Source organism: Paenibacillus sp. FSL H8-0034, from assembly GCF_038000305.1.
In the GTDB taxonomy this organism is placed as follows: Bacteria; Bacillota; Bacilli; order Paenibacillales; family NBRC-103111; genus Paenibacillus_S.
Genome location: NZ_JBBOBS010000001.1, coordinates 4,365,139 through 4,391,446 on the forward strand (window position 1 = coordinate 4,365,139; position 26,308 = coordinate 4,391,446).

At 45.9% G+C, this 26,308-nt stretch carries 17 protein-coding genes and 2 pseudogenes; 11 read left to right on the forward strand and 8 right to left on the reverse strand.

What is annotated here, in order from left to right; genetic code table 11:
- The first annotated feature begins 16 nt into the window (after positions 1-16).
- From NST47_RS19695 to ppsA, 8 genes are all read left to right on the forward strand, one after another.
- Positions 17-1,657, forward strand: a complete 1,641-nt coding sequence (locus NST47_RS19695) for an ABC transporter substrate-binding protein (protein ID WP_341156641.1) — start codon at positions 17-19, stop codon at positions 1,655-1,657.
- 361 nt (positions 1,658-2,018) lie between these two features.
- Entirely contained in the window at positions 2,019-2,978 is a 960-nt protein-coding gene (locus tag NST47_RS19700; protein ID WP_445667389.1) for an ABC transporter permease, read from the forward strand.
- A 1-nt stretch (position 2,979) separates the two neighbouring features.
- The gene (locus tag NST47_RS19705; protein WP_262684120.1) at positions 2,980-3,852 is read left to right on the forward strand and encodes a carbohydrate ABC transporter permease; all 873 of its coding nucleotides are present in this window, start codon (positions 2,980-2,982) and stop codon (positions 3,850-3,852) included.
- Positions 3,853-3,877: 25 nt separating this feature from the next.
- Complete coding sequence (locus NST47_RS19710) at positions 3,878-5,413, forward strand: extracellular solute-binding protein (protein ID WP_341156642.1); 1,536 nt, start codon at positions 3,878-3,880, stop codon at positions 5,411-5,413.
- A gap of 12 nt (positions 5,414-5,425) precedes the next feature.
- On the forward strand, positions 5,426-6,721 hold the full coding sequence (locus NST47_RS19715) for an FAD-dependent oxidoreductase (protein WP_341156643.1): 1,296 nt from the start codon (positions 5,426-5,428) through the stop codon (positions 6,719-6,721).
- 91 nt (positions 6,722-6,812) lie between these two features.
- The gene (locus NST47_RS19720; protein ID WP_341156644.1) at positions 6,813-9,152 is read left to right on the forward strand and encodes a helix-turn-helix domain-containing protein; all 2,340 of its coding nucleotides are present in this window, start codon (positions 6,813-6,815) and stop codon (positions 9,150-9,152) included.
- 59 nt (positions 9,153-9,211) lie between these two features.
- Positions 9,212-13,987, forward strand: coding sequence for an Ig-like domain-containing protein (locus NST47_RS19725; RefSeq protein WP_341156645.1), 4,776 nt, complete (start codon positions 9,212-9,214; stop codon positions 13,985-13,987).
- 202 nt (positions 13,988-14,189) lie between these two features.
- Positions 14,190-16,805 carry a phosphoenolpyruvate synthase gene (gene ppsA / locus NST47_RS19730; protein WP_341156646.1) on the forward strand — a complete coding sequence of 872 codons (2,616 nt, stop codon included), beginning with the start codon at positions 14,190-14,192 and terminating at the stop codon, positions 16,803-16,805.
- A 138-nt stretch (positions 16,806-16,943) separates the two neighbouring features.
- On the opposite strand, the pseudogene NST47_RS19735 reads toward ppsA, so the two are convergent.
- A pseudogene (locus NST47_RS19735) lies at positions 16,944-17,479 on the reverse strand (MFS transporter); the annotation flags it as partial.
- Between NST47_RS19735 and NST47_RS19740 the strand changes: the two are divergent.
- A pseudogene (locus NST47_RS19740) lies at positions 17,472-18,221 on the forward strand (NAD(P)-dependent alcohol dehydrogenase); the annotation flags it as partial. The pseudogenes NST47_RS19735 and NST47_RS19740 sit on opposite strands and share 8 nt — an antisense overlap.
- Before the next feature lie 258 nt (positions 18,222-18,479).
- Positions 18,480-19,049, forward strand: coding sequence for an SF0329 family protein (locus tag NST47_RS19745; protein ID WP_341156647.1), 570 nt, complete (start codon positions 18,480-18,482; stop codon positions 19,047-19,049).
- 5 nt (positions 19,050-19,054) lie between these two features.
- Here the strand turns inward: NST47_RS19745 and NST47_RS19750 are convergent, their stop codons facing one another.
- From NST47_RS19750 to NST47_RS19780, 7 genes are all read right to left on the reverse strand, one after another.
- Positions 19,055-20,794, reverse strand: coding sequence for a sensor histidine kinase (locus NST47_RS19750; RefSeq protein WP_341156648.1), 1,740 nt, complete (start codon positions 20,792-20,794; stop codon positions 19,055-19,057).
- Complete coding sequence (locus NST47_RS19755; RefSeq protein WP_341156649.1) at positions 20,791-21,561, reverse strand: response regulator transcription factor; 771 nt, start codon at positions 21,559-21,561, stop codon at positions 20,791-20,793. Before NST47_RS19755 ends, NST47_RS19750 begins: the two co-directional genes overlap by 4 nt.
- A 19-nt stretch (positions 21,562-21,580) precedes the next feature.
- Complete coding sequence (msrB, locus tag NST47_RS19760) at positions 21,581-22,702, reverse strand: peptide-methionine (R)-S-oxide reductase MsrB (protein WP_341156650.1); 1,122 nt, start codon at positions 22,700-22,702, stop codon at positions 21,581-21,583.
- A 33-nt stretch (positions 22,703-22,735) separates the two neighbouring features.
- Positions 22,736-23,290, reverse strand: coding sequence for a TlpA family protein disulfide reductase (locus NST47_RS19765; RefSeq protein ID WP_341156651.1), 555 nt, complete (start codon positions 23,288-23,290; stop codon positions 22,736-22,738).
- 34 nt (positions 23,291-23,324) lie between these two features.
- A complete protein-coding gene (locus NST47_RS19770) occupies positions 23,325-24,035 on the reverse strand; it encodes a cytochrome c biogenesis CcdA family protein (RefSeq protein WP_341156652.1) in 711 nt (236 codons plus the stop codon).
- A gap of 167 nt (positions 24,036-24,202) precedes the next feature.
- Positions 24,203-24,727 (reverse strand): peptide-methionine (S)-S-oxide reductase MsrA, encoded by a 525-nt coding sequence (msrA, locus tag NST47_RS19775; protein ID WP_341156653.1) that lies wholly within the window; start codon positions 24,725-24,727, stop codon positions 24,203-24,205.
- Between the two features lie 59 nt (positions 24,728-24,786).
- On the reverse strand, positions 24,787-25,113 hold the full coding sequence (locus NST47_RS19780; RefSeq protein WP_341159830.1) for a hypothetical protein: 327 nt from the start codon (positions 25,111-25,113) through the stop codon (positions 24,787-24,789).
- A gap of 338 nt (positions 25,114-25,451) precedes the next feature.
- On the opposite strand from NST47_RS19780, the gene NST47_RS19785 reads away from it, so the two are divergent.
- Positions 25,452-26,237, forward strand: coding sequence for a Crp/Fnr family transcriptional regulator (locus tag NST47_RS19785; RefSeq protein ID WP_341156654.1), 786 nt, complete (start codon positions 25,452-25,454; stop codon positions 26,235-26,237).
- The last annotated feature ends 71 nt before the right edge of the window (positions 26,238-26,308 follow it).

Genomic DNA, 26,308 nt, shown 5'->3' on the forward strand with positions numbered 1-26,308 from the left:
AACAAGGAGGGTCAATATGAATAAATGGACAACAATAACAATGGCAACATTGTTGCTGGCAGCAGGCTGCAGCGATGGTAAAGAGCAAGGAGCTGCGAAGACGGACCTGCCTGCAGTAGCCGAGGGACCAAGCTCAGAGGCAGGCACTTTTCCTCTGGTCAAGGACAAAATAACGCTTAAGGTACTTGCTGTAAAAAATCCGAGTGTGCAGGACTATAATACCAATGAATTTACTAAGTGGTATGAGGAGAAAACAAACGTCAAGATCGAATGGCAATTTGCCACTCCCCAGGATCGGCAGGAGAAGCTGAATCTGGTGCTGGCCACCAATGATTTGCCGGATATGATCATTGGCTTCGGCGTTTCTCCCGCCCAACAAATGGTTTACGGGCAGCAAGGCTTGTTCATCGCACTGAACAATTTGATCGATAAGTACGGTGTGGAAACGAAAAAAACTCTGGAAAAATACCCGGAAATCAAGCAAGCGACGACTGCTCCCAACGGCAATATATATTCACTCAGCAGTATCGACCGTAACCCACATACGATGCTTCAACAAAAAATGTGGATTAATACCGAGTGGTTAAAGAAGCTGAATCTGGACATGCCAACAACGACGGATGAGTTCGAAAAGGTGCTAAAAGCATTTAAGGAAAAAGATCCAAACGGTAATGGAAAAGCGGACGAAATTCCAATGATTGGGGGGATTCAGGAGAAGCTGACAGGATTGGACAGCTTCTTAATGAACTCGTTTATTTTGAATGATTTGAATGCAGACCAGCTAATCTTCGATGATAAAGGCAGCATAGAAGTTAATTTCAATAAGCCGGGCTTTAAGAAAGGTTTGCAATATTTAAATAAGCTATACGCCCAAGGATTGATAGCCCCGGAATCTTTTACGCAAAATAACGATCAAATGAAATCGCTCGTAGAAAATGGTGATGCGAGGGTCGGTGTCATATCTTCCTTCATCCCGCAGGTATTCTCTAATATTACCGGCAAGCGGTGGCTCGATTATAAAACCGTTCCCCCGCTTAAGGGCCCGGACGGCTTACAGCAGACCCCGTATCGTTATTATTCTGTCAATGGGGGTAATTTGTTAATTACGAATGCGTCAAAAAATCCGGAGGTTGCGTTTCGTTGGGCAGATGCGCTGTATAACTATGATATCAGTATGAGCGGAAATATCGGAACGGAGGGTATTGGCTGGCGGAAGCCAACAACGGATGAGCTCGGTCTGAATGGCAAACCGGCCAATTGGGTGCGGCTGCTGGCTTCCGGTACGCTGCAGAATAACAACTGGGCGCAAACGACATCTTACCATTTCTCGCGGGAAATGTTTGAAGGGCTTGCTGCTGGGCCGAATGAGGTGCCCCGTGTTTTGTACGAGGAGACACACAAGAACTACGAGCCTTACAAAACGAAGCAGGAGCAAAGTGTACCTCCGGTGTTCTTCGATGACGCACAATCCTCAGAGCTCAGTGATTTGCAAAAAACGATCAAGGATTACGTGAAGGAAATGACCACCCGCTTCATCATTGGAGATGCATCCATTGATAAGGAGTGGGATAAGTATATACAGACGTTGGATAGCATGAATTTGAAACGCTATCTTCAAATTTATAACGAGGGCTACAAAGCGCAGTATAAAAAGTAATGCATGAAGCTCGTAAAATCCGAAGAAAACCGCAAACGGCTCTTTCGCAAATAATGCGAACAGAGTCGTTTTTTTTAAGAGATAAAAATCTATATATTTTCAGCGAAGCTGAACGATGCTTATCTCGCAAGAAAAGCTTTATAAGATTAATTATTTAACTATGTAATAGGAATTTTCCTAATAATGGATGATTAAATAGGATTACTTCGCATGTATATAGGATTGGTACGGGTGTGAAGCTGAGGAAAATCCACAGATGTTTACAGGCAAATAAGATTATTTTAAGTTGTCCAGCTGTGTACTAAGATGATAGAGGATACGAACTGGCCAGTGTCCGTACACAAGTTTGGAGGAATGCCCATTGAGCAAGGGAACTGCTGCTTCCGTTCAGGTGAGGAAGGAGGCTTGCCTGAAAGTAAAGAAGCTATACGCTGCAATTAGCAAAGACAGATGGATGTATATGATGCTGGTACCGGGGCTGTTTTACTTCCTTATATTTAAGTACCTGCCTATCGGGGGATTAGCCATCGCTTTTCAGAATTACCAGCCTTTTCTGGGATTTGCCGAAAGCAAGTGGGTCGGCTTTCATCATTTTAACCGTTTTTTTAATGAATCCGATTTTTGGCTGTTATTGAAAAATACGACAGTCATCGGAGTCAGCAATATTGTATTCTTTTTTCCGCTTCCTATTATATTGGCCCTGATGTTAAACGAGGTAAAGTTTGTTGTTTTCAAAAGGTTCGTCCAGACCGTGACCTATCTGCCCCATTTCATGTCATGGGTAGTGGTAGTCAGTATCAGCTATATTTTGTTTACTACAGAGGGTGGTGTCGTTAACGATGTCATTGCTTCAATTTGGGGACAGAAGCTGAATATATTGGCCAGCCCGGATTGGTTTCTTCCGCTCTACATAGGACAGGTAATCTGGAAGGAATGCGGCTGGGGAACGATTATTTTTTTGGCTGCGCTGACGAGTATAGACCCCGAGCAATATGAAGCAGCCCGTATTGATGGTGCGAAACGGCTGCAGCAGCTCTGGTATATTACGCTTCCGATGCTGCGCAGTACGATTGTGATCCTGCTGATCCTGAGGCTGGGCTCGTTTTTTGAAACCGGGTTTGAGCACATCTATAACATGCAAAATGCGCTCAATCGGAACGTGTCCGAAGTATTCGACACTTATGTTTATATGGTCGGCATCACTCAGGGAAGCCTGAGCTACAGTACAGCCGTTGGGATGTTCACATCCATAGTCGGTCTGGTTCTGGTGTATATATCCAACCGGATATCCAAAAAACTCGGCGAAGAAGGTATATTTTAATATGATCCACGAGAAATCGATAGGAAGCCGGATGTTTGATATCATTAATTACTTGCTGTTATTCGGATGTGCCGTAGCAACGATTGTACCCTTTATCCATATCGTTGCCGGCTCCTTGACGACTGCCGAGGGATTGCTGCAGAACAGCTTTGTACTGATCCCTACGGATTTTACGCTGGATGCGTACCGTTATATTTTTACATCCGACAGTATTGCCAATAGTCTGCTCATTACGATTTACATTACCGTACTGGGAACGTTATTTAATTTGCTGTTTACGGTTCTGACTGCCTATCCGTTGGCACGAAATCCGATTATAGGCAAGCAGCTGATTCTTTTTCTGATCGTGCTTACGATTGTTTTTAGACCGGGGATGATTCCCAATTTCATCGTAGTAAAATCGGTAGGGCTGCTGGATAGTATCTGGTCGCTTATTATACCGAGCCTGATCAGCCCATTTTACTTGATCATTACCAAAAATTTCTTCCAGCAGCTCCCCAAGGAGCTGGAGGAATCGGCCAAGATCGACGGCTATAATGATCTGCAAATTTTATTTCGTATCTTTTTACCGTTATCCAAGCCAATGCTGGCAACCTTCTCGCTGTTTTATGCGGTAGCGAATTGGAATACTTTTATGCCAGCTTTGCTGTATATTAATGATGCCACGAAGTGGCCCATCCAGATTATTTTGCGCCAGATTGTGCTGTTGGCTGCCGGTGGGGCGGGTGCTGCGGATGCTGCTGGAGAGTTTGCTGTGCCACCGTCGGTCAAGATGGCTGTTATTGTGATTGCGACGCTGCCAATTATGCTGGTATACATGATGCTGCAAAAATATTTTGTCAGTGGTTTAATGGTTGGCTCTGTGAAAGGCTAATACAAATTCGAGAGGGGCTTTAAGCATGAAAAAGATAACAAAAAGAAAAAGGCTTACCCGGCATCTGGCCATCGTAGGTACACTGAGTCTATCCGTAGGTATCTTGGCGGCTTGCAGCAGCGCGGGAGCTCCGGCGAAACAAGCTGACAGTGCGCCAGATCCGGTAGTCGAGAAAAAGAAGGAGCCGCTGAAAATTACAATGCTGAACGTATTTTATGAGGCGGAGGCACCGAAGAAGGATAATCCGATTCTGCAGAAGGTACAGGAGTACACGAATACCGAGCTTAATATTACATGGGTGCCGAGCTCCGCTTACAATGATAAGGTCGCCACAATGATGGTAGCCAATGACCTGCCGAAGGTGCTCATGGTAACCAATGATAAGGATCCGCTGCTGCGCAACAGCATTCGTTCGGGAATGTTCTGGGAGCTTGGTCCTTACCTGAAGGCTTACCCAAACCTGAGCAGTAAATTATTGCCTGCACAGCTCAGCAATTCTTCAGTCGATGGCAAAACCTTCGGACTGTATCGCAGCAGGGATTTGGCGAGAAGAGCACTTATTTTCCGTCAGGACTGGCTGGAAAATCTGGGGCTGAAGCAGCCGCAAACGCTGGATGAAATCTATGAGGTGCTGAAGGCATTCACCTTTAATGACCCCGATAAGAACGGCAAGGATGATACGATCGGTCTGGTGGATTACAAGGGCCTCGACAAAGCTACAAGTGTTGCAGGCTGGTTTGGCGCTCCCAATACGTGGAGTAAAGAGGGCGATCCAGATTTTACCACTGCTGCTTACATGAATATGCTGAATTTTTATAAAAGGCTGTATACGGAGAAAATCTTGAATCAGGATTTTGGAATTATGGAGGAAAGCCAGAAGCACGATACCTTCATGAAAGGCAAAGCCGGCGCGAAGCTTCATATATTGGGAGACCTTCAGGATATCGGCAAGTTTGACCCGATGTTCAAGCTGTTTCCAACTGCCAAAATCGATGCGATTTCCCTGCTTAGTGGTACTGATGGCAATCGAAGCATCGCCGAGAATGGTTATACCGGTATTTTTCTAATTCCCAAAACAACGGTGAAAACCGAGGATGAGTTGAAGCAGATCCTCACGTATTTTGATAAATTGCTGGATAAAGAGATGCAGAATCTGCTCGTTCATGGGGTAGAGGGTGTGGAATATAAAACTGTGGATGGCAAGGCCCAGAGGCTGAAGCCGGAGGACCCGACGAACCGCCGTGTCGGCTGGGAGCTGGGCTTGTACCGCGGAGATGCGATTCCGAAGGCTGAGATGAGGGCCGAGGAGATTAAGGCGAATAAAATGCTGTTGGATAACGAAAAGGTAGCGATCGTCAATCCATATGCCCCGCTGGATTCTGCGATTTTCCTGGAGAAGGGAGCCAAGCTTGCGAAGATGATCGATGATGCCAAAATCAAATACATCATGGGTGTTATTGATGAAGCAGGCTGGAAGGCAGTTATCGAGCAATGGCGCAAGGATGGCGGCGACAAAATGATTGCGGAATACAAGGCAGAATATGCCAAGCTGAAAAAGTAGGGAGAGAAGACGATGCTGATGAGGGAACCCGAACATTTTGTTCAAGAGCAAGGACGTGAAGTCGCAATTGTGGGTGATTATGATGTAGTCGTATGCGGCGGAGGGCCGGCAGGAATCGCTGCCGCTCTGTCTGCAGCCGGGCAAGGCATGCGGGTCATGCTGCTGGATGCCGGAGGCTGCCTCGGTGGCATCTGGACGTCCGGCTGCTTATCGGTCATTCTTGATGTTGAAGGCAAGGGCGGTATTCTTGCCATGATCAAATCGCGGTTGGCCGCGTTAACCGCAGTGCTGCCCAGAGGGAACAATGCCAATTTTGTTTATGATGTCGAAGCCTTGAAGGCTCTGCTGGAGGAGCTGTGCACGGAAGCGGGCATTGAGATTTTGCTTCATACGCGGGTAGCAGCCGTTCTTAAGGAAGGCGGCCGCATTCAAGCCGTCATTACCGAAAGCAGCCAAGGGAGAATGGGCATCTCGGGCAAAGCATTCATCGATTGCACAGGTAATGGGGATTTGGCTGCACAGGCAGGCTGTGCCTTTAAGGTCGGGCATCCCGAAACAGGCTTGATCCAGCCTGCAAGCATGCTTGCGCTCGTATCGGGTGTCCCTGATGCCTTCAGGCAAATGCAAACCTATGAGAAGAAAAGAGAGTTCAATGACTTCCTGAGTACAATCGGAATTGTGCCAAGCAATAAAGCTCCGACGATTATCGAGCTCCCATGGTCCGGGCTTTGCATCCTGTCGGTCAATCACCAGTTTCATGTGCATAGCGACAATATTTTGGATATTACTCAGGCTACGATTTCCGCCAGAAAGGAAATTAATGCGATTGTGCGGACTCTCAGGGAGAAGGCTGGCTGGGACGAGCTGCGGCTTGTTACGACGCCAGACCATATTGGTTTGAGGGAGGGACGGCGTATTGAGGGCGCTTATAATCTGAATCTGGCGGACATTATGTCCGGACAAACCTTCGAGGACGGAGTTTGCCTCGTTAAGTTCAAGGTAGACATCCATGCAATGGAGCCTGGCCAATCCCACGGTTATGGAAACGGGGGTATTGTAACCCAGCCCTATCAGATTCCATACCGCAGCTTGGTCGCGGATGGCGTGGACAATCTCGGCCTCGCCGGGCGCTGCATAAGCGGGGACTTCTACGCCCATGCCTCATATCGGGTTACGTCCAACGCGGTAGCTACCGGAGAGGCGATCGGCTTCGCCGCATCCAGGATGATTGCAAGTGGCAGTTCGTTCAGAGCTGTCCCGGGTGCTGAGATTTCGCTGGAAATGAGCAGGCGGGGCTACCAGCTGTAAGGAATATCCTTGGAGGCGGCAGTACATGGTATAATACACGTATAAAAGGCAGGGGAGCAGGGGCTCCAACTGGAGCGCTGGAGGTCATAACTTGAGTCGTAATCGCACAAAAATTCTGGGGAAGCTGCGCTTATTTATTTTTATACTTGTAACCTTACCTGTGCTTGTCGTTAGCATTGCTTCGTATTACCGATCCTCCGATGAGATCGAAAAGAGAGTGGTCGAAGCGAATGTTAACGTGATGCAGCAAAAACAGATACGGATGGAGCAAACCTTAAGGCTGATTGATAATATGGTTGTTCCCTTTATCAAATCCTCGACTTACGGTACGGCTATGGAGCAGGAGCTGGCGTCCTTCGATTTTCAGGTGTACGACCAATTGTTCGAGGGCATCCACAATTTGCAGCGATACCAGCTGCCGGTTGCGAACGTATATGTGATCAATCTGGACAAAAAGTGGGCTGTTGATAACCGTGGATCCTTCCCGCTGGACGATATCAGCAGCGATGAGCAAATTGCCCAATATATCAAAACCCCACGTTCCTATTACTGGACCTATGAGGAGAAAACCCGTAAAATTCCGCCGCGTGAGAACGGCTATGAGGCGATTGACGGCATTAGCCTGGTTGCCAAGGTGCCGATCAATTCACCGAATCCCAAAGGGCTGCTCATCGTGCAGGTCCCCCGTGATTCCCTCATCGAGATGATAGTATCAAATGTAGGGACGGACAAGTCCGCCATCCTCGATGACAAGCGCAGGCCACTGCCTACAGAGGGGCTTGTCATTCTGGATGATCAATACCGGACGATCTACAGCACAGACAGCTCGATGATTGGCAAGGATGTATCGTTCCTTGGCTACGTAAGCACGATCAGCCAATCTCCTGATCCCGGCGGCTACTTTGAGACGAGGATTGATGGAGACGCGATGGGCATCAGCTATGGAAGGTCTAGCTACAACGGCTGGCATTACATTACTATAGTGCCCATCGATGATATCCGTAAGGATTCGCGGTCTATTGGGTTATATACAATTGTGGTCAGCGTCATTATATTGTTGGTGGCATGGGTTACGGCGCTTAAGCTGACCGGGAGAATTTACAATCCGATCCAAAAGCTTTTTGATGCGATAAGAAGCAGGGACGGAGCCGAGCTGAACGCAGAGGACCGGGATGAATTACAGGGCATTTATGAGCGGTTTGATACAATGTCCAGAAATAATCTGCAAATGTCCAACGAGCTAAAGGATCAATTGCGATATATCCGCGAATATTACGTGCTGCGCCTGCTGAAGGGACAGCTGTCCAAGAAGAAAATCGAAGATCATCTTGGACTCTTTCCCCACAGCCAGTCGTGGAAATGGATGAGTGTGCTCAATATTGATGTAGATAGCTTTGCCGAGAACGTATACAAGAAAACAGACACCGATTTGATTACTTTTGCCATCTATAATGTCGTGAATGAGATCGTTCCCTCTGATAATCGATTGTGCCTCGTCATTCTGGATGAAGCGGTGCTGGTTGTTGTAGGCGGTGGTCAGGATTCGCAGGCTTTGTTCAAAGCCTTCAAGTTCTCGATTGGCAGCCAAATCCAGGAAGCATTAAAGGATGTTCTGAAAATTAGCGTCAATATCGGGATCAGTGATACCTACCAAGGGCTGGCTCATGCCCAGAAGGCTTTTCAGGAAAGCGTGGAGGCCTTGAAATACCGGATTCGTTATGAGGACGAGGCGGTCATTTGCATAGAAGAGGTTGGCGCGGAGCATTCATCCAGCATGGCGCTGCCGATCCAATTGGAGAATGAGCTGATTTATGCCGTGAAATTCGAGGGTACGGGAACGGTAAAAGAATGCTTGCACCAGCTTGTAGCGGAAATCCGCAGTGCCGAGTTAACCTACAATGAATATCAATTCTGCGTATGCAAGCTGGTTGTCAACCTGATGAATTTGGTACCGGAGCCCGGTGTTTATTTTGCGGAAGTTTTCAAAGGAAACACCCCTCTTTTGGAGCAAATGATTCAGCTAAAGGCAAGCGACGAGCTGGAAAGATGGCTAATGGAGCAGATCATACAGCCGTTAACCGCGTATTTTGACGCAGGCAGAGGGACACCAAAGAAAAGAGTATCCATGAAGCTTATCCATATGATCGAAACCGAATACGACAGCGACCTGACCTTGGAGCTATGCGCCTCCAGACTGAGCTATTCACCCAATTATTTGCGCCGTTTGTTCCTTGAGGAAACCGGTATCAATTTCGGCGAGTATCTCGTTCGCTACAGGATGGATAAAGCCAAGCAGCTTTTGGTGGAAACCGATATGCGGATAGCAGACATCGCGGAGAAGCTGAGATACAGCAACTCGCAAAATTTCACCCGCCAGTTCCGCAAGCAGGAAGGGATTTCCCCCGGCGAATACCGCGAAGCCAACAAATGAGAGCACGCAGGGCAGGGAAAAGAACTCATATCAGAGTAGGACGAGGAGGAAGTGACGCAATGAATAGTAAGCTTAAACAATTGTGGAGTGGATTACTCATAGCCTCGATGCTGTTTGGTATGTTCAATATCGCAATCAACGCCAGGGTATATGCCGATGGTGATGGAGGGGAGATTTATAGCGAAAATTTCAATTCCTTTGCAACGGGTACCTATCCAGGATCGATGGATGGACTGGTACCCAAAACCGGGTATACGGCTACCGTGGAGGAGTTGCCTGATGCGGGGGATAGGAGCCTGAAAATTGCCAGAAGCCTTGCGAATACAAGCGATTCCTTCTATGTAAATAAAACATTCCCTAATCAGACGGGGAAGAAAGTGATTGATCTTAAAGTAAGCGCTTCCAGAACGGATATGATTCAATACATCCCTGTTTTGAGAGGACCTTCCGGGGCAATTGCCCAGCTTGCTTTTTATAGCGACGGAAAAATCCGCGTCTATGCAGGAGGCTCATGGACCTCCTCGGCAGCTAATCTACAGAGCTATGCTGCAAATACCTGGTATGAAATCAAGCTTGTTATGGATATGGATACACAGAAGCTGGATATTTACATCAATCAGGTTCTCAAAGCACAGCAGTTGAGCTTCCAGACGTCGCAGACGTCGCTTACACAAATCCAGCTGGGTATGTATAAAGGCAGTGCACTGGGTGCTTTATACATCGACAATATTCATCTTTACGATAAGCCGGCGGTGACCGGAGTTCCTGTTGGCGACCTGTTCAGTGAAAATTTCGACACGTATACGGATGGAACCTATCCGCCGACATTGGATACAGCAGCACCAGTGACGGGATACGCAGCGGCTGTGAAAGAAATTCCCGACGCAACGGACAAAAGCCTGAGGCTCGCAAGAACTGCTGCCAATCCAGAAGTATCCTTTTATGTCAAAAAAACATTGCCCGGTAATCTGTCAAGGGCGGCTATAACCTTCAAAGCGATGGCCTCGCAAACCGATGTGATCGGGTACATTCCCGTGCTGCGGGGACCTGACAATGCTATTATGCAACTGGCCTTCTATAGCGATGGAAACATCAGGGTCTATCAGAACGGCTCATGGACAGCGACCGGGAATAGCTTGCTCGCCTATACGCCTGATACGTGGTACGACATTAAAGTGATCGTCGATGCCGTTGAACAGAAGCTTGATATCCATATCAATGGCAGGCTGGTAAAGCAGCAGGTGAGCTTTCAAACTGCCCAGTCTTCCATCTCGCAGCTTCAATTTGGCATCTACAAGGGCAGCAGTCTCGCCAGATTCGCAATTAATGATTTAAATATATATGCTTACAAACCTGTGGTCAGCGCAGCGATTGAGCAGCAAGCACTGCATGTAGCGGTAGGAAGCAGTGAAACGATGCAGGTAAGCCTCAATCCTGCGGATGCGTTGTTTAACCGGATTCAATGGAGCAGCAACGACACACAGACAATTCGTGTTGATCAGAACGGAGGGGTGCAGGCTTTACAGGCGGGAACCGCTGTTGTAACGGCAACGGTAACGGACTCGGTCTACGCTTCCGTGTATAGCGCACAGGCTACCGTAAGTGCCTACATCCAGCCAGCGACCGGTATTCAACTGGATACGTCTGCTTTCATATTACCTGCAGGCTCGGACAGGAAGCTAAGCTCGGAAGTATTTCCCACAAATGCGACCAATAAGCAGGTTATATGGGCATCCGATAATACAAACGTTGCAGTTGTGGACCAGAGCGGTAAGGTGACTGCTCTTTCTGCAGGTACGACGATAATCCGGGCTACGACGGTTAGCGAAAATATTAGCGCAGCCAGCATTCTGGAGGTGGTCGACCGACAGGTTCAGGCAAGCTATTACATCTCCCCGGATGGGAGTGACAGCAATCCGGGTACCGAGCTTTTACCGTTCAAGACCTTGGAGAAAGCCCGCGATACGGTCAGGTCTCTCAATAGCTGGATGACAGGTGATATTAACCTGTATCTGCGGACAGGAACCCATGAGCGGCTAACTACATTTCTGCTGGATGAGAGGGATTCCGGCAGCCAGGGCTATCGTATTGTGTACAAGGCTTATCCCGATGAACAGCCCGTTCTTAGCGGAGGTAAGGTGATCACGGGCTGGGAGCTCTCCGACGTCGCGAACAATGTGTACCGTGCTCCGTCCTTAGGCATTACGACCCGGCAGTTGTATGTAGATGGTGTGAGAGCCGTGAGGGCAAGAAGCGAATCGGGTCTGGCCAATTCGGTCAAGACAGAAAGCGGTTTTACGACCACCGATACGTTTCTTGGGGGCTGGGGACGCATCAGCGATTTGGAAATGGTGTTCCAGCAGGAATGGACTCAGCCGAGGGTAGGGGTTGACTCCATCCATCTGGCAGGCGGATTGGCTCAAATCCAGATGAAGGAGCCAGGCTGGTATGCAGCTACTCATAAAGGCGGCACTTCGATCAGCAAAGGGCCAGTCTATTATGAGAATGCTTACGAGCTGCTGGATCGTGAAGGGGAATGGTATTTAGACCAGGCTGCCGGTTACTTCTATTACAAGCCGAGGCCATTGGAGAATATGTCCTCTGCCCAGATTGTGGCACCTGTTCTGGAAGAGCTGGTCAAGCTAGAGGGGAGTTCGCTTGCGGCACCGGTTCATGACCTTCATTGGGAGGGTATTGGTTTTGCTTATACGACTTGGATGTGGCCCAGCAGTGCAAACGGACTATCCGATGCACAGAACAATCATCTGAGATATCCGGGCTCGGATGATATTCTGCCCACAGCGGCTGTAACCGTACAACGGGCTCATCATATTGTATTTGAGCGGAATAAATTTGCCAAGCTGGGTATTACGGGCCTGAAGCTGATCGGTGGTGTCCAGGACAGCCTGGTTAGGGGAAATGCATTCTATGATATATCCGGTAGTGCGGTTAATGTGGGCGAACCGACCAATAACAATACGGCGATCTACAATCCTCAGGATGCAAGGCTGCTGATGCGCAATGTCGATGTGACCAACAATTACATCCATGATATCGGAGTCGACTATGCTTCGGCTGCAGCTATATCTGCCGGATTTCCAGTGGATATGGAGATTAGCCATAACCAGATTTTCAACATCCCCTACAGCGCTATTCACGTTGGCTACGGGTGGTACAATTACAATACTTCAGTCCTGAAACAGGTCAGGATTCAAAACAATTATATCCATGACCTGATGGGAGCGGGGATTTTTGATGGGGGTGGTATATATACGCTTGGACATACCACAGGAACTATGGAGGAGCCGAATATCGTCTCCGGCAACTATATTCAGAACCAGATGGATAAGTATGCCGTTCTTTACGCGGATAACGCGTCCGATTATTGGAGCTTTGCGAATAATGTGATTGATCTCAAGGAGACGCCTGTCTGGCAGGGTGTGTATGCAAGCTGGGCAATGGGCAAGGAGGCCAACCTGTTGTTTGATCATAATTATACAACGACGGGAAAATATGCAGACCCTATGGGCGTTCAATTTCCGGTCACCCATACACACGTAGTACCAGATGCCAACTGGCCGTCAGCGGCAACAGCCCTTATCGAAGCTTCAGGCTTGCAAGAGGCGTACAGGAATTTGGCTGATGGCAGTCTGGAGCGGGCATCCCTTCCTAAGGTAGTGGAATTGGGCAGCAATGAGACCTACAGCTTGAATGTGCTGGCGACAAGAAGCAAAGGGCTGCCAGCGGATCTTGGCAGTGCCGTGATTTACTACCAAAGCAGCAATGAGAATATAGCCGCTGTTAGCCGGCAGGGTATCATTACAGCGGGCCAAACCGGCAAAGCGCTCATAACGACCCATATTCGAATGGGGGATGTCATACGCAGCCTGAAAACCGAGGTCTATGTCAATGATGTCCTCCATATGATCAAATTCAAAAATGTAACAGGCAACGGGAGGAATATCATTCTGGGCGAGCCTTTGGAATTGGGAACCTACGGGACTACGCTGCTTGGGCATGAAGTAGAACTGGAGGCAGCTGTCTACGTCAGCAGTGATCCTGCTGTTGCCACAGTGAATCCGAATGGCATAGTTACGGGTTTAACAGAGGGCACGGTTACGTTGTCAGTATATGGGCAATACAACGGAGCAGCCGTACAGCAAACGTTGACGCTTGAGGTAATTCAATACAGCAGTGCAGAAGGGCTGGAACTCACGGCTTATCCAATCAATAGCGAGCTGCTGGATACAGACTATTGGAAGGTGTACGGTTCGGGCAGCACGCTGGATTTTGGCGATAACAGCGTAACGGTGGGTACTCCCAATGGACAGGCAACCTACGAAGGTACTGCCTTCGGGAATGAGCTGCTGAGCTTTAATATGAATATTATGGCCAATGGTGGCTGGGAGGTCATACAGTTCAGAAATCAGCAAAAGGGGAGTTCCTTGCAGGATACGTATGCGCTGGTCATCAAACCGGACGTGATTGAGCTTCAGCGATTCAATAACGGGCAGCGGACTGTTATTTTTGGAAACGTCAACGGATTTACCAGCACAGGAGGAGACGCCTATTCCAACGATGTGCTTCCATTCAATCAAATCAACTATGTACAGGTAGGGGCACTGACAGAGGAGAATGGGGTTCGAATCGTACTCAACATTAATGGCGAGAACATCTTTTATTTTCTCGATAAGGAAGCGGATCGTATTACCGAGCCTGGATACCTTTCGATTTACGCCAAATATGGTCAAATAGCATTAAGCAGCGTAGTATCGGCAGCGAAGCTCTCGACGTTTGAACCTGCAGAAACGCACGGGAATGGCTTGAATCATTAGATAGCGGAAAATCAAAAAAGAACCTGGGTAGTTTTATCAGGTTCTTTTGTATTGCATATAAACAGACACGATGATATAATCAGATTGCGACTTTAATATGTTAAATGGACATAATTATTGTATCTTACACTATAAGTGTAACATGCCAGTAAACTCTTGTCAAAGGTTTTTTCTCAATTTAATTGGTTAGGAGAGATATTGAATGAGTTCATTGGTTCTCGGATTTCAGGAAATGGACAAAACGCAGCTTATGCTCGTTGGCGGAAAAGGGTTAAATTTAGGGGAATTATCAAAAATTGAAGGAATACAAGTACCAGAAGGATTTTGTGTTACAACAGTGGGGTATCAAAAAGTCATCGAACAAAACGAAGCATATCATGCTTTGCTCAATCGACTAACCATGTTAAAAGTAAAAGATCGAGATCAAATTGGTGAGATCAGCAGGAAGCTTCGACAAATCATTATGGAGGTAGCAATTCCTTCCGATGTTGTAAAAGCCGTTACTCATTATCACTCCCAGCTTGGTGATGGGCATGCTTATGCCGTGCGTTCCAGCGCGACTGCTGAAGATTTACCCCATGCCTCTTTTGCCGGTCAACAAGACACCTATTTAAATATTATCGGCATCGATGCCATTTTGCAGCATATCAGCAAATGCTGGGCTTCCCTATTTACGGACCGCGCGGTTATCTACCGTATGCAAAATGGATTTGACCACAGTCAGGTTTATGTATCCGTTATCGTTCAAAGGATGGTTTTCCCACAGGCTTCCGGGATTTTATTTACCGCTGATCCCATTACTGGAAGCCGAAAGCTGCTATCCATCGACGCCAGTTTTGGACTTGGAGAAGCACTGGTCTCTGGCTTGGTATCTGCCGATTGTTATAAAGTACAGGAAGGGGAAATCGTCGGCAAGATGATAGGAACTAAAAAATTGGCTATCTATGGACGAAAAGCAGGCGGAACAGAGACACGGCAGCTCGATCCTGACCAGCAAAAGACTCAAACCCTTACTGAAAAGCAAATTTTACAATTGGCACGCATAGGCAGACAGATCGAAGCTTATTTTGGCCAGCCACAAGATATCGAATGGTGTTTGGCTGATGATACATTTTATATGGTCCAGAGTCGGCCAATCACGACTTTATACCCGATCCCTGAAGCGAATGATCAAGAAAATCACGTCTATGTATCTGTCGGACATCAACAAATGATGACTGATCCCATGAAACCACTGGGCTTGTCTTTTTTCCTGTTAACGACTCCTGCACCCATGCGTAAAGCTGGTGGAAGGTTGTTTGTTGATGTTACACAAATGCTGGCTGCATCTGTCAGCAGAGAAGCTTTATTAAATACCATGGGACAACACGATCCGCTTATGAAAGACGCACTCATGACCATAATAGAGCGAGGAGATTTTATAAAATCGTCAACAGATGGAGACAAAGTACCGAGTCCCATTAAAAGCAATAAAGAGATATCGTCTACGGATTTTCAAGCACAAATCGAAAACGATCCAACAATCGTTTCTAATTTGATTAATAATAGTCAAACATCGATAGAAGCGTTAAAACAACACATCCAAACGAAATCAGGATCAGATTTATTTGATTTTATTGTAGAGGATATCCAGCAATTAAAGAAGATTTTATTTGACCCACAAAGTTCGCGTGTATTTATGACTGCTATGGATGCTTCATCATGGATCAATGAATACATGAACAAATGGTTAGGTGAAAAAAACGTGGCAGATACGCTTTCCCAATCTGTCCCTAACAATATTACTTCGGAAATGGGTCTGGCGCTATTGGATGTCGCAGATGTGATTCGTCCTTATCCCGAAGTCATTGATTATTTGCAGCATGTAAAAGAGGATAACTTTTTGGATGAGCTCGTTAAGTTTGATGGCGGGCAGGAAACCCGGAACGCTATCTATGCTTATCTCAATAAATACGGAATGCGATGTGCCGGAGAAATCGATATGACTACAACTCGTTGGAGTGAAAAACCACTTACCATTGTCCCGATGATTCTTGGTAACATCAAAAACTTTGAGCCTAATGCTGGCAAACGAAAATTTGAGCAAGGGCGGCAGGAAGCTTTGGAAAAAGAACAAGAGTTACTAGATCGATTGAAGCAATTGCCGGATGGGGAGCAAAAAGCCAAAGAAACAAAACGAGTGATCAGCCTGATCCGGAATTTTATCGGTTATCGCGAATATCCAAAGTATGGAATGGTTAATCGCTACTTCGTATATAAGCAGGCTTTATTGAAAGAAGCCGCACAACTCGTCCAAGCGGGTGTTATTCATGAAAAAGAAGATATATATTATCTCACCTTTGAAGAACTTCGCGATGTCATACGCACCCATAAACTGGATTACCCGATCATCAGCAAACGAAAAGACGAGTACAAATTATATGAAAAACTAACTCCCCCCCGTGTTATTACATCAGATGGTGAAAGCCTTACGGGTAAGTACGGACGAGAAAATCTCCCAGCCGGCGCTATAGCAGGTCTGCCTGTTTCTTCCGGAGTGATTGAGGGACGAGCGCGTGTCATCTTACGCATGGAAGATGCTGATCTGGAAGATGGAGATATATTAGTCACTTCCTTTACTGACCCTGGCTGGACACCATTGTTTGTCTCCATTAAAGGGCTGGTCACCGAAGTTGGTGGACTGATGACCCATGGAGCAGTTATAGCACGTGAATATGGCTTGCCGGCAGTTGTCGGAGTCGAGAATGCTACCAGACTGATCAAAGATGGGCAACGAATTCGCGTGCATGGGACAGAAGGGTATCTCGAAATATTGTAATGGCTGAATACATTAAGTAAGTGCCTCTGTCATAATGAACGGTATTAAATGTAACCTGTCATATAGGATTAGACTGGGACTCCTTATCCACCAAGGAATCCCAGTCATGCTATCGACAAGATTTTAATAACTAACTTATTAAATTTCTTCTATAAAAAGTTGTTTTCTAGGACCAAATAGGTTGTTTCTTAGCAAAATACACACTGCACACAATATCAACGATAGTAATCCCCCTACTACGATGTATTGTGTACCGATTGCTGATATAAATAATCCACCTACAGCTGTACCCATTGTTGTTCCTACATTAGCGGATGATAAAAATAATCCATTAGCGAAATCAGGAGCTTTGGGAGCTGCGGACGTGATCCAATATTGAGCAATATTACCCCCAATACCAGCTAATATTCCCCAAACCAAAGTAATGATGGCCATAGGTACGGTGAAATATTAGTAATCGTTTCAAGATACTCAGCAAGGTATCTATAAACCCCAAATATGGCTGAATTTATAAAAATAACAGCGGCAATGGAAAGCCAGGTAATTAGATTTTTTAATACGCTTAATTGTGATCCGTAAGATCGTCTTTCCTTAACAGGCATAGATGGTACAAACAGTAATGTTGCAATGAATGTTATAGCATTCATGATAGCAAAAAATAACATGGCATACTGCCTCAGTGGAGAGGAGCAATATTGTACGAAAGGTGTAGTGAACACATATAACAGCCTTGACTACGATGGTAATCCAACATACGGAGGATATAGCCAGAAAATCGTTGTAACGGAAGGGTTCGTTGTCCGTATCCCAGACGGTCTGGATATGGATGTGGCAAGCCCACTATTGTGTGCAGGCATTACCACATTCTCTCCTTTAAAACACTGGAACACGGGCCCGGGCAAGAAGATTGCCATTGTGGGAATGGGAGGTCTTGGCCACGTAGCGATCCAATTTGCTCATGCTATGGGTGCGGAAGTAACAGTATTGAGTCGCTCTAATAACAAAAAAGAGGAAGCATTGAAATTTGGCGCAGATCATTACTTTGCGACAAGTGATCCTGCTGCATGTACCGAATTAGCAGGTCGTTTTGATCTGATCTTAAACACCGTGTCTGCAAATCTGGATGTGGATGCTTATTTATCACTGCTTCGTATTGATGGGACACTTGTAAATGTTGGTGCACCTGCTGAACCAGATAAATATCATGTATTTTCATTAATAATGGGTCGTCGCAGCATTGCAGGATCACTCGTTGGTGGAATTCGTGAAACCCAGGAAATGCTCGATTTCGCAGCTGAATACGGCATTACCCCTATGATTGAGGTGATCAGTGCAGACCAAGTTGAAGAATCGTATCAGCGTGTCCTCACAAGTGATGTGCGGTATCGATTCGTTATTGACATCTCTACTATGTAACTCGTAAAGATGTTTTCTACCATCTTGAACTGTATAAGAGAAAGAAAAAGCCAACGTAATGAACCAATTTGGTCAAAACGTTGGCTTTTTGCTATGAAGTTTTGGTAACCTTTGTTGAAGAGAGTATAGATCACTAACCTGAAAGTGGCTTTACATGGTAGCCATGTATTTAGTAGGATCAATGTGTTGGTTATTGTATTATGGAGAATAGAACGAGTCTCAATAGGTATTTAAAATATAGAAACATAGGGGGATTACATGGCCTGGAGCAAATTGAAGCAGAATCTGGAGAGTTTTCTCTGTCCAGCGTTATATGGAAGGGTCGAATACCGGGCAACCGGCTATCGTTACTTACCTGATAAAGCAGGGCTTTGTTATATTGCGGTAGATAAAAAGAACGTACTCAATATGGGTGATAAAACTACCTTAATCAGATGGTATCAGACGGAGTTGGAAGTTAAAAATGATTCAGATATCCAAATTCCTATCAACAATGAAGAAATTGAAACTGTCAGAAAAGATACCAAGGGGACAGTTCCGGAGGATCGTCTAAAAATAATTGCAAAAAGTAGAAAAATATCCGAATATGCAAAGGAGCTTGTGGCGGCACAGTCAGCATTAAGTAAATCAAATTTTATCGTTGTAGCTAATAAGTTTTTATCCATTTCTATTGAGGAAAGTATAGAGAGCAATGATATCTTATTGAATATTCTGGCTTTGGTGGACAGAAGAGTGGGAAAAAAACGAATAATCAACATAAGCGAGAAGATGAAGTTAAAACATCCCATTGTACAGTATTTTTATGAACTACGGCTAAGTACGTTATGAAATAATTAGTCATGTTTCCTAATTTTTGGTGGAATCACGACCTGTACAGTTGTTCCTACTCCCGGTTGGGATTGTATAGTGACACCATATTCCTTACCGTAGTATAGCTTTAAACGATCATCTACATTGTTGATACCGACACCGCCCAGTTTTGGCAGGGAAGATGGCTGATCGGGGGCTAAGTCTTGCAAATGCGAATCTGGGTCGAAGCCAACACCGTCATCCTTCACAACGAACATGATATCTCCACCATCTGTGTTTCCGCACGTAATTTCCAGCAGGCCTGGACCTTCCTTTTCCCGAATGCCGTGATAAATCGCATTTTCTACGAGAGGCTGCAAAATGATTTTCGGTATTACCTCTGCGGACAATAACGGGTCAAAATCAATATGATAATGAAGCTTGTCTCCATAACGTTCCTTTTGGATATATAAATATTGGGCTACATGGTTCATTTCATTTTCAACCGTCGTTAACTCACTTCCGCCACTCAAAGACAATTGAAAAAATTTGGCCAGCGCTTTGGTCATAGAAATGACGCGTTCACTCTCGTTAAATTCCGCCATCCAAACAATTGCATCCAATGTATTATACAAAAAATGAGGATTGATTTGGCTGTGCAGTACACTCAATTCATAGGTGTGCAGTGCTTTTTCCTTCGTTTCTATTTCCTGCATCAACCGCCGAATCTCTGACACCATCGTATTGAAATGCTGCGCAAGCCCTTGCACCTCTGTCACTCCGGTTTCGGAAACACTGACTTCCAATGTGCCTGTTTTCACCTTTTGCATCGCTTGTTCCAATTGATGGATCGGACGCGTTATACTTTTGGCGATGAAGGGAGATACCACAATAATAAGTATCAGCAGCCCTAAACCAACAACAGCAAACGATCGGAGCAATTGATAGCGGATTTGCTGCAGGCCATCCAACGAGCTGACACCGACAAGCGACCAATCAGAGTTTTTCAGCTCTGTTTTGTACACGAGTAAATTTTGCGAATTATCGAAGCCTTTCTTCGACGAGCTGATTTCCCTTAATTGCCCTTGCTTAGCGGGATCGGTAAAATATGCAGGATCTTTATGGTAAACAATCTCGCCCTTTCTGTTAATAATAAAAGCAAAGCCTTTACTTCCAAGCTCCAAATCGTTCAAGTAATCCTCAATGCCTTTATATTCGATGTCCAGCAGGACAACACCGAGATTGCGGTTGTCGGCATCTTTAATTTCCTGGCTCATGGAGATGACCCAATTATCTTTGTCCATCGAAAATTTCTGCATCCGGGCAGAGGTCAGCACCGGGTTGGTACTATTGATCGCTGCGACATACCAAGGCTCATCCATCATTTCGGAAGAACGCCTCATGTTCAGTTCCTTCTCATTGGATAGCACGTAACCATCTTTGCCGATGACCACAACGGATTTAATATAGGGATCGGACAGCAGCACATTTTTGATAAATTGCAGCTCGTCTTTCTCGCCGGCCTTCGTTGGAGAGGAGAGGGTCTGGATCGTCTGGGGATTATGGGCGAGCATGGTGGACAGTACCTTCAGCCTATCAATATACATTTCAACTAAAGTCCCGCTTTTGGATATCGCCATGTTGGAGGATTGGATCGAATCCTCCAGCACCACTCGGGAAATTCCGACATATAGGGCAGCTCCGATGACTCCGATCATCACAAAGCTGATCAGCATATAGATCCATGAAATCCTGGATTGGAGTGAGCGTGGAAATCGTTTCACGAGTGTTTGGTCCTTTCTCGGTATTGCAAAGGGGAGAGCCCGAATTTTTTCTTGAAAGCGGCGCTGAAATAATTGGGGTTGTCGAAGCCTACGGCCGATGAGATTTCATATACTTTCAAGTCGGACATCAGGAGCTGAAGCTTTGAACGCTCCAAACGGGTAGCCAACAAATAGTCCTGGAACGACACATTGAACAACTTTTTGAACAAGACACTCATATACCCTGGACTAAACCCTTTATGGCCTGCAAGAATGGCCAGTGAAAAATCCGGATTGGCTATGTTTTCCTCGATGATTTGTGCTATGGATGCCTTATTGCCAGATTCGTCCGTTATTTGCAGCGCAGTTTTATATTCGCTAAAAAGATGCTGTAGCTCTGATTGCTGCAGCTCACCCTGGAGTTTTTCCACTAATTTCTTCAGTACTTCATACACGTCATTTTTGGAAACCGGTTTTAAGACATAGTCATCGATACCGATCTTCAAGGCAGTAACTGCATAATCATAATAATCATAACCGGTAATGACGGCAATCTTGACATTTGGCTTTAGTTCCTTGGCTTTTTTGGCAAAATCCAATCCGTTCATCCTCGGTATATTAATATCCAGCAGCACGATGTCAGGACGGTGGGTGAGAAAGAGCTTGAGTCCTTCCTCACCATTGGCTGCTTCCATGATCTTCGTAATGTTAAACTCTTCGAACGGCACAAGCCTTTTGATTCCATTCCGGACCAGCTCCTCGTCCTCCACAATCAGCAATGTGTACATCGATTTAGCCCCTTAACATTTATTTGACCGCTGACTGCAAATATCCGTAGCCTTCCCGCTGCATATCGTTTAGTGGAACAAAACGGATAGAGGCGCTGTTGATGCAAAATCTTTTGCCTGTCGAATCCGCAGGCCCGTCATCGAAAACATGGCCAAGATGAATATCACCTACACGGCTCCTGACCTCCGTGCGGACCATATTGTAGCTGGTATCCTTCTTGAACGTGACTACAGCCGGATCAATCGGTTTCGTAAAGCTGGGCCACCCGCAGCCCGCATCATATTTATCTCGGCTGGAGAAAAGCGGTTCGCCCGTGGTGACATCGACGTAGATGCCTGGTTTGAACGTATCCCAATAATCGTTGGAATAAGCTGTCTCAGTTTCTTCGAGCACGGCCACTTTGTATTGGATATCTGTTAATTTCGTTTTCAGTTCATTGTCACTTGGCCGGGAATACAGGGCAGGGTCAACCTTAATCGGTTCGTCCAAAATGGTGAGATCGACATGGCAATACCCATCCGGATTTTTTTCCAAATAATCCTGGTGATATTCCTCAGCCAAGTAGTAGTTCGTTAAGGGAAGTACTTCGGTGACGATCTTTTTCTTGTATTTTTGCTGTTGTTTAGCTATTATTGCGTTAATCACGGAGGCATCGCTGTCATTTACATAATAAATGCCTGTCCGGTAATTGATGCCTACATCGTTCCCTTGTTGGTTCACACTTGTTGGGTTGATTACTTTAAAGAAATCGGTCAACAGATCGGACAACTGAATACGTTCCGGGTCGTATTTCACCTCTACGGTTTCGGCGAATTTCCGGTCTCCGCGAACCACATCTTCATAAGTTGGGTTTTCCCCCATCCCGTTAGCATATCCTGAGGTTACATCCTGTACCCCATAAATACGTGAAATGTACGCTTCGATTCCCCAAAAGCAGCCCCCCGCCAAATAGATCGTTTGCAGATTGCTGTGTGAGTAATCGACCTTATCATTTGGGTTTGGAGATCTCGTAGTTGTCGGCGCCGCTGCCGCCGCAGTCGTCATGGAAGAATTCAAAGCTGCTAACTCTGTCTTTTCACCGCCGCAGGCTGTAACAAACAGGAATAGCAGTAAGGAACCTGCATACCAAAGTCGTTTCAAGTCATTCACGCCCCTTTCCTTATTTAATAACAATCAAGAAATCTCTTTAAATGTATTGGTTATGACATCATTGGGATTATGGCCCGGCACAGATTTAACCAGGACACCATCAGAGCCAATGTAAATCGAGGTTGGATATCCTCTTATTCCGAACTTTTGGGCAAACTTGCCGTCTTCATCCAACAGTACTTTGATGTTAGTGCCTGTTTGCTCAGCCTGAAGCCCCTTAAACCATTGTGCAAAATCTTCTGGTGATTGTTCCCCTTTAAAATTGGGGCTGACGATCGTGATCACCTTAAAATCATTGCTCTGGCCAGCTAATGTGTTTAACTCATTCATCCCGGCCAAACAAATCGGGCACCAGGAAGCCCAATACTTTACATACACCTTTTCCCCGGCAAGGCTGGCCAAGGTAACCTCGTTCCCATCCAGATCTTTGAGGTCGAACATGGGAGCAGCAGCTCCTTTATTCAACGTAGTCGAAGCCGCCTGTGCTTTCGGGGCTGCGTTCTGGTCCCCGCAAGCTGCGAGAACCAGCAGCAGGGAGAGCAAGGCAATGATGGCCAACGGCCATTTTCCTCTAATCATGATGAAACCTCCTTATATACTTAGCGCTGTGCTATTAAAGCGTAGGCGTAAATATGTTCAAATTGTTCGTCATCAGCAATACCCCCATCACCACAAGCAGGATGCCGGAAATTACTTTTAATGTAGGCATATGCTTATTGAACGCCCTCAACCGTCCTATCAACAGATCCGAAAAGAGCGAAAGCAGCAGAAATGGAATAGCAAGGCCGATTGCGTAAATGAGCATAAAGCCACCACCCTGTGCCGACGAACCTTCGCTTGCAGAAAGACTAAGCACCGCGGCGAGTATCGGACCAATGCATGGCGTCCAACCAAAGCTGAACGTGAAGCCGAGCAAAAATGAGGCTGCAAAGCCCTTTTTTCCCTTCCATTCGATCGTCAATTTTTTCTCGCGCTGCATAAAAAGCAGCTTGATGACACCCGTTTGAAAGATCCCGAATAAAACAACAACAACGCCACAGATGACAATAAACCAGGAGTTGTTTATGATACTTCCCAATGCCCCGGCGCCGAATCCAAGCAGCACAAAGACAAAGGATAGGCCGAGAATAAAAAACAGCGTGTTGCCAATCAGGAACGGATGAATCCGCAGCTTTCCCAATTGGACTGTTTTCATCTCACTCCCAGGAGCAACGCCGCCAAGATGGGCGACATATACAGGCAATAACGGGAAAATGCACGGGGAGAAGAAGGAGAGTAGACCTGCAATAAACACGCTTCCAATGAAGACCTGATCCATCAACATAGCAACAACCTCCTTGCTTACTTCTATTTTACGATTTTTCCAGCAAAAATGGTATGTGCTTTGATGATCAGTTTCTATGAAATGATGATGCCTCAGAGTTGGGGGTTCAGAGTAAACAAAAAAGGCGGCCAACAATTCCGTTGGTCGCCTTATAACGTTATGAAGAGCTACTCTTGACTCCAGTATTTTTCGATAATGGCATTGCGACCGGAGGATTCTCTGGATTCTTTATAGTGCGTCGGGTTTTTCCGATGATAATTTTGATGATAATCTTCGGCCGGATAAAAGACAGAGGCCTCTTCAATCCTTGTAACGATAGGTTTATCAAACCGTCCGCTCTTCTCAAGCTCTTCTTTAGACTTGAGTGCTAACAAGTGTTGTTCTTCATTATGATATAAGATTGCCGCGCGATATTGGCTTTTACGATCGTTGCCTTGCCCTGTGGCGTCTGTAGGATCGATTTGTGGCCAAAACAGCTCAAGCAGCTTTTCATATGGGAAAATAGCCGGATCAAAAGTGATTTGAACCACTTCCAGATGTCCGGTTTCTCCCGTCAGTACTTGCTCATAAGTAGGATTCTCCACAGTGCCGCCCATATATCCGGACAAAATGCCGAGAATTCCCGGTTGTTCTTCAAATGGACTTACCATACACCAGAAGCAGCCGCCCGCAAACGTTGCTTTTTGTATCATACAATGTTCCCCATTCCATGATGAATAATTGGTTTTGCTATTATAAACAATCATTATAATCACTTTTTTTCATCAAGTCCATAGAAGCCTATTACCCGCAACGAAACTTCGTTTATTCGTACCGCAACCCATTTGACAAGTCGTCCAAGCGGTGCCAATCCACAACAAAGATGTTTTGTGCCGGCTCCTACACGGGTAGAGACTTTTGTAAGCCCACTCACTTGGAAACAAAGCCCCTGAAGATCATTTCCTTCGACAAGTACCAATTCGCCCGCTTCATATGTATGAAGTTGAATAGGGAGAGAGTCTGTCTCAGTGAATATTTCATTGAGATTAAATGCTGTGATGAAGCGCTGTATCCGATTATTATCTAAAGTGACTTTCATGGGGGACTTCTTTTATTGGACAAGTGAAAAGATGGTATATGCATTGGACGCTCTTACAGATAATGGGCATGATATCATCTTTGCTTCAGCCAAACCCATACGTGATCTGCTGCCCGTATTGCCGCCACACAAAAGCTGCCGGTGAATACGTACTTACACGGCTCCGAATCTATTATTGATATAAGTCCGAAAGGCGTTAATAAATGGACGGGGTTGCAATCCATGGGTATACAATCACTTGAAAGAAGAGCATGTTATTAATAAATTACAGCCTGACTTGCTGAGTATGGTATAATTGATAACAATTATCATTATCAATACATACAGAGGTGTTTATTATGGAAACAACCGCAGATATTGCTCCCATTTTACGTTTATCCCGATTGTTCGAGCATATAACGGAGGAAGAGCTTACTTACGTCGCTAACTTATGTGCGCTGCGCCATTATCACAAGCATGACCATCTTTTTTATCAGGATGAGCTCATGACACATGTTTATTTTGTAGTTGTAGGGCGTATCAAAAATTATCGGATTAAAGAAGATGGCAAGGAACAGACGATTTTGCTCGCTGACAAGGGAGAAATGTTCCCCCATGTAGGTTTCTTTCGTACAGGTGCATATCCAGACAATGCAGTCGCGCTTCAGGATACGACCTGCTTGGCGATTACGATCTCCTCGTTTGAGCAGTTGCTCGTTGCACAGCCATCGATAAGTTTCAAAATGCTGCAGGTATTGGCAGACAAAATCATTGATCTGCAGGATCGCCTTGAAGCTAAAACGTTCCATTCCGTCGAAAGCCAACTGATCTCGTTGCTCCTCCGATTAAGTGAGGCACACAGCAGGGAGGATGACAACGAATGGCAGCGGTTTTACACACCCTTCTCCAATCAAGAGTTGGCCGGGATGCTGGGCTCCACACGGGAGACGATCAACCGCAGCATAAACAAACTACGTAAGCAGCAGGTCGTTGACCTTGATGACAACGGTCTGCTGTTGATTAAAGCGGATAAGCTTAGAGGCATGCAGCTTACTGTAGACAATGATGTGATCAAGCATGAGAAGCAGCACTCGTTGAAGCTCAAGGCCAACGAGTGCTGCATCAGGGGAAGGCAGGAGCTATAATCGGGGAATAGTGGCTTTTCCCCGGCTACAGAAGAGGCTGAGGTTTCTATTTGCCGGAAGCTGTTTTAATC